The sequence below is a fragment of the Bradyrhizobium sp. USDA 4486 genome (genome assembly GCF_054057995.1).
This window is the reverse complement of the sequence record NZ_JBSRZV010000001.1, coordinates 6,448,999-6,462,602: the sequence shown is the minus strand read 5'-3', so window position 1 is coordinate 6,462,602 and position 13,604 is coordinate 6,448,999. Positions and strand designations below refer to the sequence as shown.

Sequence of the window (13,604 nt, the reverse complement as noted above, 5' to 3'; positions counted from 1 at the left end):
GCTCACGCGGCGCGGATGGCTGCCCTTGTGCCGCGCCTCAACATGTTCGCGATGTCGGATGCGCGCATCGGCCGGCTGAAATAGTAGCCTTGCGTTTCGCCACACCCCTCTTCACGGAGGATGTCCAGCTGCTCGTTGGTTTCGACGCCTTCGGCGGTGGTCGTCTTGCCGAGGCTGACTGCGAAGCGAACGACTGCGCGCGCGAGATGGCGCGCGTCTGGCCTTGCGCTGGAGAGTTCGTTGACGAAGCTGCGGTCGACCTTGACCTTGTCGAACGGGAATCTTTGCAGAAAGCTCAGCGATGAATAGCCGGTGCCGAAATCGTCCAGTGCGATGTGCACGCCGAGGTCGCGTAGCTGGCCGAGCGCTTCGAACACGGCTTCGCTGTCATGCATGATCACCGTCTCGGTCACCTCGAGCTCGAGCCGGTGTGGCGCAACCTGCGAACTCGCCAGTGCACCGACGATGACCGGGACAAGCTCCTTGCTCCTGAATTGAGCGGGAGACAGGTTGATCGCGATCCTGAGATGGGCGGGCCATTTGGCGGCTTCCGCACAGGCGTTTCTCAAGATCCATTCGCCGAGCGGCACGATCAGACCGGTCTCCTCCGCGAGCGGAATGAATTCGCCGGGCATGACCAGACCTCGTCGCCGGTGGTGCCAGCGCAGCAAGGCTTCGAAGCCGCGGATCTCGCCGGTCGCGGTATCGACGAACGGCTGGTAGTGCAGTTCGAATTCACCGGCGGCAAGTGCATCCCGCATGTCGCGCTCGAGGTTGCGTCGAGCATGCATGAGCTCGTCGAGTTTCGGCTCGAAGAAACGGAATGCACCGCGCCCACCGCTCTTGGCCGAGTAGAGCGCCAGATCCGCGCTCTTCATGAGCATGTCGGAGTCGTTGCCATCGCGCGGCGCGATGGCAATGCCGATGCTGGTACCAACTAGGACCCGGTGATCGCCGAGATCGAAGGGCTCGCAAAGCGCCTTTCTGATGGTCTCGGCGAGGGTGGCGGCCTCGACGGCCGGGTTTGTCACATAGTCGATCACGGCGAACTCGTCGCCGCCCAGCCGAGCGATCAACGCGGTTTCATTGGTGCACTCGCGCAAACGCGCAGCCACGGCGCGTAACAGGGAATCACCCGCGGGATGTCCCAGCGTGTCGTTGACTTCCTTGAAGCGGTCGAGATCGAGCATGAGCACCGCCAGATCGAGGCCACCATTGCGCGTCACTGCGAGTGCATGCTCCATCCGATCCCTGAGCAGCACGCGATTTGGCAAATCGGTCAACGCATCGTGTTGCGCCATATGAGCGATCTTGGCCTCGGACCGGCGTTGCTCGGTCACGTCGAGATGCGTAGCCACCCACCCGCCGCCGGCCATTGGCTGGCGCGTCACGCAGATCAACCGACCATCCGCGAACTCGTCGATTCTGCTCGATACTGCGTCGAACGGCAACGCGGCCAATTTCGAGAGGAATTGCGCGGCAGCGCCCTCGCTGGTGTCGCTCCGGAGGATGCCGGTCACGACGCGGTGCCTGATGATGTCGGCGTGCGGGGTCCCCGTTCTCAGCAGTTCCGGCGGCAACTGATAGAGTCGGGCATAGCGCTCGTTGCAGACGACGAGCCGCTTCTCCGCATCGAACATGCAGAGAGCCTCGACCATGTTGTTGATGGCCGTGTCCAGCCTGAGTTTCTGGTCCTGGATTTCCTGTTGCGACTGTTCCACCTGCTGCCTGGCCAGCGAAAGCTCACTGATGATCTGCTCGAACCTGCTGGTCCTGGTCGCAAGGCGGCGATCCGCCAGCACGCCGACGAGGCTCATCCCGAGGACCGACAGGGCCACACCTGCAATTGCCACGGCGAGGAAGGTCGGAGACAGCGACAATGTATGGTTTGCCGGTGTCAGGTCTGGGACGATCTCAACGGCCCCCATCGCCGTGAAATGATGCGACACGATGGCGAGCGTCAGCAACAGCGCCGCGGCGAAGGTACCCCACTTGTCCTTGCGGCCGAGGGCAACCGCGAGCGCAGCATAGCCCAGGGCCATGCCGAGGACGATCGAGATGAACACCAGCCCCGGCGACCAGGTCACACGACCCGGCACCTCGAGGGCCCACATGCCGATATAGTGCATGCTTGCAATGCCGTCGCCGATGATGCCGCCACCGGCTGCCGCGCGCCAGCGGCCCGAATTGTTGACGGCAACGCCGAAGCCGCCCGACGTCAGGATCATTGCCGCAGCGAGCGACAGCGCCGTCAGAACAAGGCCGTAACCGGTCGGGACGCCGGGCTCGTAGGCGAGCATTGCGACAAAATGCGTTGCCCAGATTCCGTAGCCGATGGCGGCGCCGGCGATCGCAATCCAGATCAGCCGCGCCCAGGCTCGCGAGGCGATCGCGCGATGAAAGATGCTGACGGCGACAATGCTTGCGGCGAAGCAGACCAGGCCGGCGAGCATGACAAGCCGCCAGTCATGCTCCACCGCGAGGCAGGCAAAAACGCGGAACATTCAAAATCGCTCCCTCGTCAATACAATCGAGGATTGATCCGATCGGGCTTGCTCCAGGTTAATTTCCAGCAACGCCCAGTTGCATGCCTATCACGAGGTAAACGTCGCTCGGCAAATGACACGGTTGGCGGTAATCCTGTGCGGGTCAGCGGGTACGAGTCCCGTAAAACTCCGCGGCTGGGCGAGCCCGCAGCTAGTGTCCTGAACCAGAAGTTCGCAACATTGGTCCGTTTTGTGCCGGGGCATTGTATCGGCAGAAGCGCTCGATGGAAGCAAGGATGTCGTCAGCGGACTTGGTCCATCGGAATGGTTTCGGATCGGCATTGTGTCGTTCGATGAACGAGGTGATGTCCGCCCTGAGGGCAGCGACACTGCGATAGACGCCGCGCCTGATCTTCTTATCGGTAAGGAGCGCGAAGAAGCGCTCGACCTGATTGAGCCATGACGAACTGGTCGGAGTCAGGTGCACATGCCAACGCGGCCTTTTGGCTAGCCATTTCCGGATCAGCGGCGTCTTGTGCGTTGCATAGTTATCCATGACGAGATGGACGTCGAGTTCGCCCGGTACGGCGGCCTCGATCTCGTCGAGGAACTTGCGGAACTCGGCGGCTCGGTGGCGTCCGTAGCATTTGCCGATGACCCGTCCGGTCGCAATGTCGAGAGCGGCGAACAGCGATGTGGTGCCGTGCCTTTTGTAGTCATGGCTCCTTCGAGCCGGCTGACCGGGACGCATCGGCAGCATCGGCTGACTGCGGTCCAGCGCCTGGATTTGGGACTTTTCGTCTACACACAGAACGATGGCGTGTGCCGGCGGCGAGACGTAAAGGCCGACGACGTCGCGCACCTTGGCGACGAAGTTCGGATCGGTGGAGAGCTTGAATGTCTCTAGCCGGTGCGGCTGGAGCCCGAAGGCCCGCCAGATGCGTTGCACCGTTGACACCGACAGGCCGCTGGCCTTCGCCATGCCCCGAGAACTCCAATGAGTGGCGTTCTCGGGGCAGCTTTCCAGCGTCCGCACGATCACAGCTTCGATGCGGGCATCGTCAATGGTGCGCGGCGCCCCGGAACGCGGCTCGTCGTGCAGCCCGGCCACGCGCTGCTCTACAAAACGCTGCCGCCACTTGCCTACCGTTCCCCGCTCCAGGCCTAGCTTGGCCGCCACCTCCTTGTTCTGACCGCCTTCCGCGCAGGTCAGCACGATCCGGGCTCTCAGAGCCAGCGCCTGCGCCGTTTTCCGCCGCATCGTCAGCGACTGAAGTTCGGCAAGCTCATCATCGCTCAATATCAGGGGCGCAAGCCGCTGGGCCGACATCAGATCCTCCGTCGCTGTTACAGCCGCCATCTCTGGCACAGCGACGCGAATCTACTGCGAATCTACGATTGCGAACTTGTGACTCAGGACACTAGGTCCGTTCGAGCTCGACCAGCTGTGCCTAGGGATGGTTGCGGATGCGCTTGCGGCCCGTGATCATCGCGCGGATCAGGTTCTCGCGCTGCAGCATCCCCATCAGCACCACGCCGATGACGTGGAGCACGACCAGGACGATCACCGCGTCCGATGAATAATGGTGGGTGTCTTCGACCCACCAGACGCCGAAGAAGGTCACAGTGACCGACATCGCGCCGGTGATCGTCGAGACGGCGAGCGACAGCAGCAGCGCCACCAGCATCAGGGTGCCGGCGGGATTGAGGCCGATATAGCGGCCGGTGATGCCGCGGCGCAGATTCCAGAGATAGCGCGGCGCGGCACGTAGCCTGACGCCGACCATGCGGAAGCGCGAATAGCGGCTTCCCCAAAATCCCCAGACCAGACGGAAGCCGAGCAGCCCAAGCGCCGTATAGCCGACGATGCGATGAGCTCTGTCATAGATGGTGGGAGTGAACCACGCGGCCAGGATGCTGGCTGCTAAGGCCCAATGCCAGAGGCGTAGCGGGAGGTCCCAAACCGCAACCGTCCGCGATGCAGTCCGATCCGCGGGGGCCCTTTCGGACGCCCCGCGCGTTTCTGGCACCGCTTCGTCGATCAAGCTGGGACCACCCTAAAGATTTACTTGGCAATCGTGTGCTTCAGGCTGAGATCTTCCGGGCTGTAGAACAGCTCGTAGAGCTTGCCTTCCTTGACGCCGTAGACTTCATAGCACGAGCCCTCGACCTTGGAGCGTCGCACCTCGTAGCCGGCCGCCTTGGCCTTGGCTTCGGCTTCGCTGGCCGGCTTCCACGACGCCTTGTCGATCTTGGTGCAGTTCTTGAACCCGTCGGCCATCGCCGCCGAGCTCATACCAATCCCGACCGTCACTGCAATGGCAACAACACGAATGACCTTCACGAACGTCTCCTCTTCTGTCGTGGGCGCTGCGCGGACCGCGAAGCGGGACCGAAGGAAGCAAAGGAGATGATGAAGTCAATCCGGTTCGGGGCTTTCTGGATTTAGAGTTATTCTAACGATCCGAAAAACATCAGCGCTCTCCGTGTACGCCACACATTTGAGCGGCTGCTGCGGCCTTACGCCTCACGGCTTGGGGATGGCACTCTGGCCTTGCCAGTTGCGCGAGGCCACGCTTCGCGTCCCCGGATCGTTGCGCCGCAGCCAGTCCGCCCAGGTGAGGCGGCCTCGCACACCCTGACTGACGACAAAACCCATGCCGCGCGCCTTTGCCTCCGAAAGATCGACCGGCAGAATTTTTCGATGCAGTCTTCTCGCGTTCTGATATTGGCGAGCGAGGGAAACGAGATCGAGAGCTTCCGGCCCGCCGATCTCCGCGCGCGCCCCGCGCTGCCCGTCGAACGCGCAAGCCACGACGTGGTTGGCAACGTCCGTCGTATCGACCGGATCGAACCGCGACGTCGGCACCGGCCACACCGGCAGCCAGAACAGGCCCGAAAGCAGCCTGTCGAGCAGATAATAGAACGGCATCGCGCGAACGACGGACCAGGACAGGTTGGATGCACGCACCAGTCGTTCGCCGGCGAGCTTGACCCGCGCATAGGGCAAGGTCGCCTCGTCGAGACCGACGATCGAAACGTGGAGGAAGTGCCGCACCCGAGCTTCCCCACTGACGGCCAGCAGGCGTTCCGTGCCTTCGACATCCACGGCGGAGGGCGACCTGAAGAAGTCGATCGGACGGATGCCGCCGCGCCGCGCAATCGGCGAATAGGTCGCAGCATTGATGACCGTGTCGACGTCATGTAGCGCGGCCCGCAGACCGGCGCCCGTGGCGAGATCACCTGAGGCCCATTCGACATCCGGTCGCGCGCCCGGCGAGCGCGCAAACACCCGGACACGATGCCCAGCGCGAACGAGACGATCGACGATATCCCCGCCGAGATGACCTGTACCTCCAGTAACGAGCGTCAGCGCCATGGCTCAGCTCCCGTCAACCTTGCGCGGTTTGCAGGTGGGGACGAGCACGGTTTCGCCGGTCGCGACGAGGGCGAGATCATCTTGCTCGTCGGCCGCGAAGAGCTCGGCGCGGGCGAACACCTGCCTGCGCGCCCGGCGCGGAGCGTCGTTCCCTTCGCGACGAAATAGCGGCCGATCGCCGGCCTCAGGCAATTCATCGAGAAATGCGAAGCGGTGACCGCACCGACGAGCGTCGCTGCGGCGAAGCCACAGGCGGTATCGAGCAGGGCCGCGATGAGAGCGGCATGGAGATGTCCGGAATATTGAGTCAGGTCGTCCCGCCAGCCCATGCGGATGGTCACCTCGCCATGGCCGGCAGCAACAACGTCGAAACCGACGGAGCGGTTGAAGGCCGCCGATGCGTTGACCGCGTTGAGTATTTGCAGATCGAATCCTTGCGTCTCGCTCATGCATAGCTCCATCGCGGCCTGCGGTTTTCCAGATTGCTTCTGACGGCCTCGATCTGATTGGGCGTGCCAAGCAGCGCGGCCTGTGCGGTGGTCTCCGCGGCGAGACCGGTCGCTGGATCCGAGGTCGCAGACAGGTTCAACAGGCGCTTGGCCGCGCGGACGGCGTCGGGGCTGCGGCTCGCGATCTCGTGCGCCGTGGCCAGCGCAGCCGCCACGGGATCGTCGGCCAGCCGCGTCGCAAAGCCGTAGGCAAGCGCTTGTTGCGCGGAAAAGACCCGGCCGGAATAGGTCAGCTCTCGCACGACGTCGTCGCGTGCGAGACGGCGCATCAGCTGCGTGCCGCACATATCGGGCACGAGACCCCATTTGGTCTCGATGATCCCGAGCTTTGTTCCGGGCGCGACATAGCGCAGGTCAGCACCAAGCGCGAGCTGGAAGCCACCGCCGAACGCAACGCCATGAACCGCTGCAATCACCGGCACGGGCAGTTCGCGCCAGACCCAGACGAGATGCTGGGCATAGTTCGCGATGCCGTGGGTTCGACGCGTCAGGTCAATGGACGGGAGCAGCGGATTGCCGTTCGCGGTGGCGAGAAGGCGATCGAGGTCGAGGCCGGCGCAGAAGGCGCGCCCTTCGCCCGAGATGATGACGGCGCCGAGATCCTTGGCCGTACCCAGCTGTGTGCCTGCTTCGATGATGGCCTCGAACATCGCCGGGTCGAGCGCATTCATCTTGTCCGGGCGGTTAAGCCGGAGATGGGCCACGCGGTTTTCGATGGTCAGTCGAACACGATTTTCCATGATGCGGCTCCGCTTGAATGCCTGGCTTGTCGTCTCGACGCTCAGTATCCCGCAACCGCCATCGCGACGACCGCGCTGAGCATCATCCAGCCGAAATGCCGGCCGCGCGTCGCCCATGCGTTGGCGCAGGCCGAAAAGCCGAACACGCAGGCCATGGTGGCGGCGATCCAGTGGCGCGCCGGCTCCGAGCCCATCCAGGGCGTTGCGATCAGCAGCACGCCGCCGCCGATCCAGGCGACGGTCGAGGCCTGCCAGACCAGGCGGATCAGGGTGCGCAGCCGTTCCGGCTCGATCCGGGCGCGGGGAAACACCTTGGCTTCGCCGAGAAAGCCGTGGATGAGCGCCACGACAATGGTTAGGACGCCGGCGCACTGGAGCAAGAGATCACGCATCGATGTCTCCATACAGTTATGTATGGTTGATTAGGCGCTGGCCCGCCGCCTGTCAATACACTAGTGTATGGCGGATTTTCCGGAACCCAGACATGACCGAGCAGCTCTCCGCCGACGACTGGATCGACCAGGGCCTCAAGGCGCTGGCGAGGAGCGGCTTCACCGCGCTGAAGGCCGATCCGCTGGCCAAGGCCATCGGCGTGTCGCGCGGCAGCTTCTATTGGCATTTCACCGATCTCGGCGCGTTCCACGCCGCCGTTCTGAAGCGCTGGCGTGAGATCGCGGCGGAGCAGATCATCGCCGATGTCGAGGCTGCCACTGAGGATCCGCTCAAGGCGCTGCTGCGCAGGTCCTTTGGTGCGCGGCTCGACCTCGAACGCGCGGTGCGCAACTGGGCCGCGTTCGATGCGGCCGCGCAAGGCGCGGTCCGCGCCATCGACCGGCGCAGGATCGAATATATCGAAGCATTGCTCGCAAAGCGCGGGCTCGCGCCCGCGACGGCGCAGGCCCGTGCGCAGATCCTGTACTGGACGTTTCTCGGCTTCGCCCTGTCGGGGACGGCGGTGCCAGCGGCCAGGATCCAGGTCCTGATCGACGAGCTGCTGCGGTTGATCTGTACTTGAGCCGGCGCGGTGGCGGTGACAAATATCTGTGCTAGAGGCAACCAGCCGCCGGAGACCGAAATGAATACGCCCACCGAACGCCCCGAAACCAGCGTCGATCCCAAATTGCTGGAGATCCTGGTCTGCCCGCTGACCAAGGGTCCGCTGGAATTCGATTCTGCCAAACAGGAGCTGATCTCGCGCAGCGCCAAGCTCGCTTATCCGATCCGCGACGGCATCCCGATCATGCTGCCGGAAGAGGCGCGGAAGATCGATTGAGAGATGCGCGATGGCCGCTCCCCACTTTCGGTGTCGTCCCGGCGCATCGCCGTGCGCTGATCCGGGGCGACAGCGGGGCGTGGAGCTACAGCGCCTCGCCCTTCAACAATCTTGGCACCTCGCCCGTCAGCCCGGCGGCCTGGCGGATGAAGAGGCTCTTCAGCGGCGGAGCGCGGTCGACGAGGCCAAGGCCGATGTCGCGGACGGTGCGCAACAGCGTCGACTGATTGGAGAACAGGAAGTTCAGCGAGTTGGTGGCAACGCCCATCGCCATGGTGTCGAAGCGGCGCCAGCGCTGGTAACGCTCGAGCACGTCGGCGCCGCCGAGATCCATGCCGAGCCGCGCGGCATCGACGACGACCTCGGCCAGCGCCGCGACATCCTTCAGCCCCATGTTGAGACCCTGGCCTGCAATGGGGTGGATGACATGGGCGGAATCGCCGACCAGCGCGAGGCGCTCGGCGATGAAGGAGCGCGCGACGAAATAGGACAGGGGAAACGCGCGCGGCTTGTCGAGCGCCTTGACCTCACCGAGATGCAGGCCGAAGCGCTGCTCGAGCTCGGCATGGAACTCCTCGTCGCTGAGCGCGATGATGCGCGCGGCCTCCGCTCGGCGCTCGGTCCACACCAGTGACGACCGTTTTCCCGAGAGCGGCAGGATCGCGAAGGGACCCGCCGGCAGGAAGTGCTCTTCGGCGCGGCCCTCGTGATCGCGTTCGTGACCGACGGTGACGACGATGCCGGACTGATCATACTCCCAGCCGTGGGTGGCGATGCCGGCGCGTTCGCGCAGCCTCGACTTCGCACCATCGGCCGCGACAAGAAGGCTGGCGGCGATCACGCTGCCGTCGCCGAGCGTCACGTCGATACGCTCAGGGCGCGCATCGTAGGATGACACCGTGGTGGGGCGCAGATCGATGCCCTCGGCCTCGGCGCGCACCACCAGCGCATCGATCAGACGGCGGTTCTCGATCATATGCGCGAACGGCTCGCCCGGCGCCACGTCGCCGGCGAAGTTCAGGAACACCGGACGGGTGGCGTCTTCCAGCTTGGAATCGGTGACGACCATGTCGAGGATCGGCTGGGCCTCAGCCCGGACGTCATCCCAGGCGCCGATCGCCTCGAACAAGCGGCGGCAAGCCGCCACGATCGCGGTCGCGCGCGGGTCGCGGCTCGGCCGCGTGCTGAGCGCGGGATCGGCGACGATGACGGGAATCTCGGGTCCCAGGCCCTGGCGCAACGCCAGCGCCAATGCGAGGCCGGCAAACGCGCCCCCGCCAATGACAATGCTACCCTGTGCCGACATACCAAGCTTCCCGGTCAATTCTCGGTCTTGCTAGCAGACTTGAGCTGGGCGAAACAGTGCGGTGAAACAAGGGCGGAACGGCCTCATTGTGTCATTCCCGGGGCGCGCAAATGCGCGAACCCGGAATGACGGGATCCTTCGAAAGCGCAAGTCATGTCCAAAAGCCTGATCGACCTGATCTCGATCCTCGATCTCGAACAACTCGAGGTGAATTTGTTCCGCGGCAACAGCCCGAAGACGAGCTGGCAGCGGGTCTTTGGCGGCCAGGTGATCGGGCAGGCGATGGTCGCGGCCTGCCGCACCGTCGAGGGGCGGCTACCGCACTCGCTGCATTGCTATTTCATCCTGCCGGGCGATCCGCAGATTCCGATCATCTACCAGGTGGAGCGCCTGCGCGACGGCAAGAGCTATTCGACGCGGCGCGTCACCGCGATCCAGCACGGCAACGCGATCTTCTCGATCATGGTCTCGTTCCACACCGATGAGGAGACCGCCTTCGACCATCAGGACAAGATGCCCGAAGTGCCGCCGCCGGAGAAGCTCACGGCGGAGGAGGTGGCGAAACAGCCGATGTTCCGCGAGATGCCGGAGTTCATCCGCCGCTACTACGAATCCGATCGTCCGATCGAGCTGCGCCCGGTCGAGCTCGGCCGCTATTTCGGCCAGAAGATCGACGACGGCCGCATCCATGTCTGGATCAGGACGGCGGCGAAGCTGCCCGACGATCCGGCGCTGCACATGTGCGCGCTCGCCTACGCCTCGGATTTCTCGCTGCTCGATGCGATCATGGCACGCTATGGCCGCACACTGTTCGACAAGCGCATGATGCCGGCGAGCCTCGACCACGCCATGTGGTTTCATCGCCCGTTCCGCGCCGACGAATGGCTGCTCTACGCGCAGGATTCGCCGAGTGCGCAATCAGGCCGCGGCCTGACCCGCGGCTCGATCTTCAAGCCCGACGGCACGCTGGTGGCGTCGGTGGCGCAGGAGGGCTCGGTGCGCGAGCGCAGGAGCTGACAGCTCCAGGCCCGCGCCCGGAGCTTTTCGGATCAGGCCGCGAGCGACCCGCGCGGCACGAGCTCGGTCTGCGAGGCGAACCAGTTCATGATCCAGCGATACACCCACGGGATCGGGATGATCAGGCTGCACAGGATCGCAGCCACGATTCCGCGCCAGAGAATGCCGAGGCCGCTCCCCCTAAACACGATCTCGCGGCGCGTGCCTTCGATGCTGCGGCAGAACCACCGCATCTGGGCCGCGGCGACCCAGGCCCAGCCGATGATGGTGATGATCGAGATCGCGAAAAGCAGATTCCAGCCGATATAGGCCCAGACCGAGCCTGAGAAGCTGAGGCCGAGCGGCTGCCCGTTGGAGGCGAGGTTCGCGACCATCCATTTGATCAGGAGCCAGTAGAGCACGATCTGCACGATGAACAGCAAGTTGCTGAGCAGCTGGCTGCCGATGTAGCCGATCACGATCGCCAGCACGATGAAGCCGAAAAACCAGGGCACCAGCGTCATCGCATTGCCGGTGAAGCTGAGGTTCGGACGTCCCGGGACCTTCACGCAGGACACGATCCATTTCGTGTACCAGACGAACGCCCATGGAGCCGGGATGACGAAGATCATCCCGATCAGCAGCACGACGGTGCGCCACGTGAATTCGAGAATACCGAAATCGACGGCCATCGATCCCGTGCTGCCACCGCCAGCATAGCCGCCGGAGCCCATCATCGGCGGACCGCCGGCCGGGACCATCGGCGGCGCGCCGCCGATCAGGCCGGGGATTTCGGCGGCCTTCTGCCAGCCGGCCATGCCCTCGGACCACACCAGCGTGTCGGCGCGCACAATTCCTTGCGCAACCAAGTCGCGGAATTGCCCTTCCGGAAAAGGCCCCTGCTGCTTGCCCTCGGCCGCATAAAACCAACTTGCCATGAAGCGTCCCCCTCAAAATACTTATGTACCGCTCGACAGGCGGAGGTTCACCGCATCCATGCCCAAAATGCACTGTGAATGATGAACGACTGCCCTGTACAGAGGCGGCCGTTCACACGGCCGAACGTTTTTCGCTTCAATCTGCAAGTTTTTTGTGCCATTTGCCCGGAAAGATGCCAAATTGACGCAGCGCCGGGGACCTACGGCGCTGCGCATCCCGGGGAATAGGCCTGACCATGAAACTCGTCGTCGCGATCATCAAACCTTTCAAGCTCGATGAGGTCCGCCAGGCCCTGACGGCGATCGGCGTCCACGGCATGACCGTGACCGAGGTGAAGGGTTACGGCCGCCAGAAGGGCCACACCGAGATCTACCGCGGCGCCGAATATGTCGTGAACTTCCTGCCGAAGCTGCGGATCGAGATCGCGGTCCCCTCCGACATCGCCGACAAGGCCGTGGGCGTGATCACCGCGTCCGCGCGCACCGGCCAGATCGGCGACGGAAAGATCTTCGTCACGCCGATCGACCACGCGCTGCGCATCCGCACCGGCGAAACCGACAGCGACGCGCTTTAAGAAACTCTCTTTCGATCGCACCTCGTAACGACGCCACAGCGTGCGACGCCAATTTGATGCCGGGGGAAATGACATGGCGGGATTGTTGCGCCGCGCGGCCGCTTTGGCCGCGCCGATCGGATATGTGTTCGCTTTGGCTTCGCCGGCGCATGCAGCCACCTCCGAGATCAACACCGCCGACACGGCCTGGATGATCGTCGCCACCGCATTGGTGCTGATGATGACCATCCCGGGACTGGCGCTGTTCTACTCCGGCATGGTGCGCAAGAAGAACGTGCTCGCGACCATGGCGCAGAGTCTCGCCGCCGTGACGCTGATCTCCATTCTCTGGGTCGCGTTCGGCTATTCGCTGTGCTTCGTCGGCGACGGCCCATGGATCGGCTCGCTCGACCGCTGGTTTCTTGCCGGCATGACCATGGACAGCGTCAATCCGGCGGCGAAGACGATCCCGGAATCCCTGTTCATGCTGTACCAGATGACGTTCGCCATCATCACGGTGGCGCTGGTCGCGGGCTCGGTTGCCGACCGCATGCGGTTCTCCGCCTATTTGTTGTTCTCCGTCGCCTGGTTCATCTTCGTCTACATTCCCTTGGCGCATTGGGTGTGGGGCGGCGGCTTTCTTAGCAGCATGGGTGTGATGGATTTCGCCGGCGGCCTTGTCGTGCATCTGTCGGCCGGCACCGCCGGCCTCGTCGCCGCCAAGGTGATGGGACGCCGCCACGGCTACGGCACTGAGAATCTCTCGCCGTTCGATCTGTCGCTTGCGGTGATGGGCACCGGGCTGTTGTGGGTCGGCTGGTTCGGCTTCAACGGCGGCTCGGCGGGCGCGGCCAATTCGCGCGCGGTGATGGCGATCATCGCGACGCATCTTGCAGCCTGTTCCGGCGCGCTGACTTGGGGCGCGATCGAATGGTCGACGCGGCGCAAGCCTTCCGTGCTCGGCATGATCTCCGGCGCGGTCGCAGGGCTCGGCACCATCACGCCCGCCTCCGGCTTCGTCGCGCCGTGGCATGGCATCGTCATCGGCATCATCGCCGGCGCGGTGTGCTACTGGGCCTGTACCTGGCTGAAGCACCGCTTCAATTATGACGATTCCCTCGACGTGTTCGGCGTCCATGGCGTCGGCGGCCTGACCGGCACCGTGCTCGCCGGCGTGTTCGCCACCAGCGCGATCGGCGGCACCGCCGGCCTGATCGAGGGCCATCCGCAGCAGCTGCTGATCCAGCTCTACGGAGTCGCCGTCACCTTCGTCTGGGCGGCCGGCGCGAGCTTCGTCCTGCTCAAGCTGGTCGCCCTGTTCGTGCCCTTGCGCGTATCGCGCGAGCAGGAGCTGGAGGGTCTCGACATCACCCAGCATGGCGAGGCGTTACAGTAAGGGCTTGCGCAACACATAAGCACATGC

General features: G+C 64.1%; 15 protein-coding genes. 5 read left to right on the top strand and 10 right to left on the bottom strand.

Features of this window, described 5'->3' with window-relative positions:
- Positions 1–2: 2 nt before the first annotated feature.
- The 8 genes from ACVWY3_RS30475 to ACVWY3_RS30440 form a co-directional block, all read right to left on the bottom strand.
- A complete protein-coding gene (locus tag ACVWY3_RS30475; protein WP_456841767.1) occupies positions 3–2,504 on the bottom strand; it encodes an EAL domain-containing protein in 2,502 nt (833 codons plus the stop codon).
- A 193-nt stretch (positions 2,505–2,697) separates the two neighbouring features.
- Entirely contained in the window at positions 2,698–3,816 is a 1,119-nt protein-coding gene (locus tag ACVWY3_RS30470) for an IS630 family transposase (protein ID WP_456838572.1), read from the bottom strand.
- 121 nt (positions 3,817–3,937) lie between these two features.
- Complete coding sequence (locus ACVWY3_RS30465; RefSeq protein ID WP_456841766.1) at positions 3,938–4,531, bottom strand: cytochrome b/b6 domain-containing protein; 594 nt, start codon at positions 4,529–4,531, stop codon at positions 3,938–3,940.
- A 20-nt stretch (positions 4,532–4,551) separates the two neighbouring features.
- Complete coding sequence (locus tag ACVWY3_RS30460; protein ID WP_456841765.1) at positions 4,552–4,830, bottom strand: PepSY domain-containing protein; 279 nt, start codon at positions 4,828–4,830, stop codon at positions 4,552–4,554.
- A gap of 183 nt (positions 4,831–5,013) precedes the next feature.
- The gene (locus ACVWY3_RS30455; RefSeq protein WP_456841764.1) at positions 5,014–5,865 is read right to left on the bottom strand and encodes an SDR family oxidoreductase; all 852 of its coding nucleotides are present in this window, start codon (positions 5,863–5,865) and stop codon (positions 5,014–5,016) included.
- Entirely contained in the window at positions 5,856–6,314 is a 459-nt protein-coding gene (locus ACVWY3_RS30450) for a PaaI family thioesterase (RefSeq protein WP_456841763.1), read from the bottom strand. Before ACVWY3_RS30450 ends, ACVWY3_RS30455 begins: the two co-directional genes overlap by 10 nt.
- The gene (locus tag ACVWY3_RS30445) at positions 6,311–7,114 is read right to left on the bottom strand and encodes a crotonase/enoyl-CoA hydratase family protein (protein ID WP_456841762.1); all 804 of its coding nucleotides are present in this window, start codon (positions 7,112–7,114) and stop codon (positions 6,311–6,313) included. The genes ACVWY3_RS30450 and ACVWY3_RS30445 overlap by 4 nt, the downstream gene beginning before the upstream one ends.
- A gap of 41 nt (positions 7,115–7,155) precedes the next feature.
- A complete protein-coding gene (locus ACVWY3_RS30440; RefSeq protein WP_456841761.1) occupies positions 7,156–7,506 on the bottom strand; it encodes a hypothetical protein in 351 nt (116 codons plus the stop codon).
- A gap of 92 nt (positions 7,507–7,598) precedes the next feature.
- On the opposite strand from ACVWY3_RS30440, the gene ACVWY3_RS30435 reads away from it, so the two are divergent.
- Both ACVWY3_RS30435 and ACVWY3_RS30430 read left to right on the top strand, forming a co-directional pair.
- The gene (locus tag ACVWY3_RS30435; protein WP_456841760.1) at positions 7,599–8,129 is read left to right on the top strand and encodes a TetR/AcrR family transcriptional regulator; all 531 of its coding nucleotides are present in this window, start codon (positions 7,599–7,601) and stop codon (positions 8,127–8,129) included.
- Between the two features lie 60 nt (positions 8,130–8,189).
- Positions 8,190–8,387 carry a Trm112 family protein gene (locus tag ACVWY3_RS30430; protein ID WP_456841759.1) on the top strand — a complete coding sequence of 66 codons (198 nt, stop codon included), beginning with the start codon at positions 8,190–8,192 and terminating at the stop codon, positions 8,385–8,387.
- A gap of 85 nt (positions 8,388–8,472) precedes the next feature.
- Here the strand turns inward: ACVWY3_RS30430 and ACVWY3_RS30425 are convergent, their stop codons facing one another.
- Complete coding sequence (locus ACVWY3_RS30425; RefSeq protein ID WP_456841758.1) at positions 8,473–9,693, bottom strand: ubiquinone biosynthesis hydroxylase; 1,221 nt, start codon at positions 9,691–9,693, stop codon at positions 8,473–8,475.
- 153 nt (positions 9,694–9,846) lie between these two features.
- Between ACVWY3_RS30425 and tesB the strand changes: the two genes are divergently transcribed.
- Positions 9,847–10,710, top strand: a complete 864-nt coding sequence (gene tesB / locus ACVWY3_RS30420; RefSeq protein WP_456841757.1) for an acyl-CoA thioesterase II — start codon at positions 9,847–9,849, stop codon at positions 10,708–10,710.
- Positions 10,711–10,742: 32 nt separating this feature from the next.
- On the opposite strand, the gene ACVWY3_RS30415 is transcribed toward tesB, so the two are convergent.
- A complete protein-coding gene (locus tag ACVWY3_RS30415) occupies positions 10,743–11,627 on the bottom strand; it encodes a GYF domain-containing protein (RefSeq protein ID WP_456841756.1) in 885 nt (294 codons plus the stop codon).
- Positions 11,628–11,863: 236 nt separating this feature from the next.
- Here ACVWY3_RS30415 and ACVWY3_RS30410 point away from each other — a divergent pair, with 236 nt between their 5' ends.
- Together ACVWY3_RS30410 and ACVWY3_RS30405 are read left to right on the top strand one after the other, a co-directional pair.
- Complete coding sequence (locus ACVWY3_RS30410) at positions 11,864–12,202, top strand: P-II family nitrogen regulator (RefSeq protein ID WP_456841755.1); 339 nt, start codon at positions 11,864–11,866, stop codon at positions 12,200–12,202.
- A 73-nt stretch (positions 12,203–12,275) separates the two neighbouring features.
- Positions 12,276–13,577, top strand: coding sequence for an ammonium transporter (locus ACVWY3_RS30405; RefSeq protein WP_456841754.1), 1,302 nt, complete (start codon positions 12,276–12,278; stop codon positions 13,575–13,577).
- Positions 13,578–13,604 lie beyond the last annotated feature (27 nt).

Bases quoted from the DNA above. Each gene is read 5' to 3' on its own strand.
- ACVWY3_RS30405 (WP_456841754.1), top strand. From the start codon at position 12,276: ATGGCGGGATTGTTGCGCCGCGCGGCCGCTTTGGCCGCGCCGATCGGA.
- tesB (WP_456841757.1), top strand. From the start codon at position 9,847: ATGTCCAAAAGCCTGATCGACCTGATCTCGATCCTCGATCTCGAACAA.
- ACVWY3_RS30455 (WP_456841764.1), bottom strand. From the start codon at position 5,865: ATGGCGCTGACGCTCGTTACTGGAGGTACAGGTCATCTCGGCGGGGAT.
- ACVWY3_RS30470 (WP_456838572.1), bottom strand. From the start codon at position 3,816: ATGTCGGCCCAGCGGCTTGCGCCCCTGATATTGAGCGATGATGAGCTT.
- ACVWY3_RS30415 (WP_456841756.1), bottom strand. From the start codon at position 11,627: ATGGCAAGTTGGTTTTATGCGGCCGAGGGCAAGCAGCAGGGGCCTTTT.
- ACVWY3_RS30450 (WP_456841763.1), bottom strand. From the start codon at position 6,314: ATGAGCGAGACGCAAGGATTCGATCTGCAAATACTCAACGCGGTCAAC.
- ACVWY3_RS30475 (WP_456841767.1), bottom strand. From the start codon at position 2,504: ATGTTCCGCGTTTTTGCCTGCCTCGCGGTGGAGCATGACTGGCGGCTT.
- ACVWY3_RS30410 (WP_456841755.1), top strand. From the start codon at position 11,864: ATGAAACTCGTCGTCGCGATCATCAAACCTTTCAAGCTCGATGAGGTC.
- ACVWY3_RS30435 (WP_456841760.1), top strand. From the start codon at position 7,599: ATGACCGAGCAGCTCTCCGCCGACGACTGGATCGACCAGGGCCTCAAG.
- ACVWY3_RS30430 (WP_456841759.1), top strand. From the start codon at position 8,190: ATGAATACGCCCACCGAACGCCCCGAAACCAGCGTCGATCCCAAATTG.
- ACVWY3_RS30445 (WP_456841762.1), bottom strand. From the start codon at position 7,114: ATGGAAAATCGTGTTCGACTGACCATCGAAAACCGCGTGGCCCATCTC.
- ACVWY3_RS30440 (WP_456841761.1), bottom strand. From the start codon at position 7,506: ATGCGTGATCTCTTGCTCCAGTGCGCCGGCGTCCTAACCATTGTCGTG.
- ACVWY3_RS30425 (WP_456841758.1), bottom strand. From the start codon at position 9,693: ATGTCGGCACAGGGTAGCATTGTCATTGGCGGGGGCGCGTTTGCCGGC.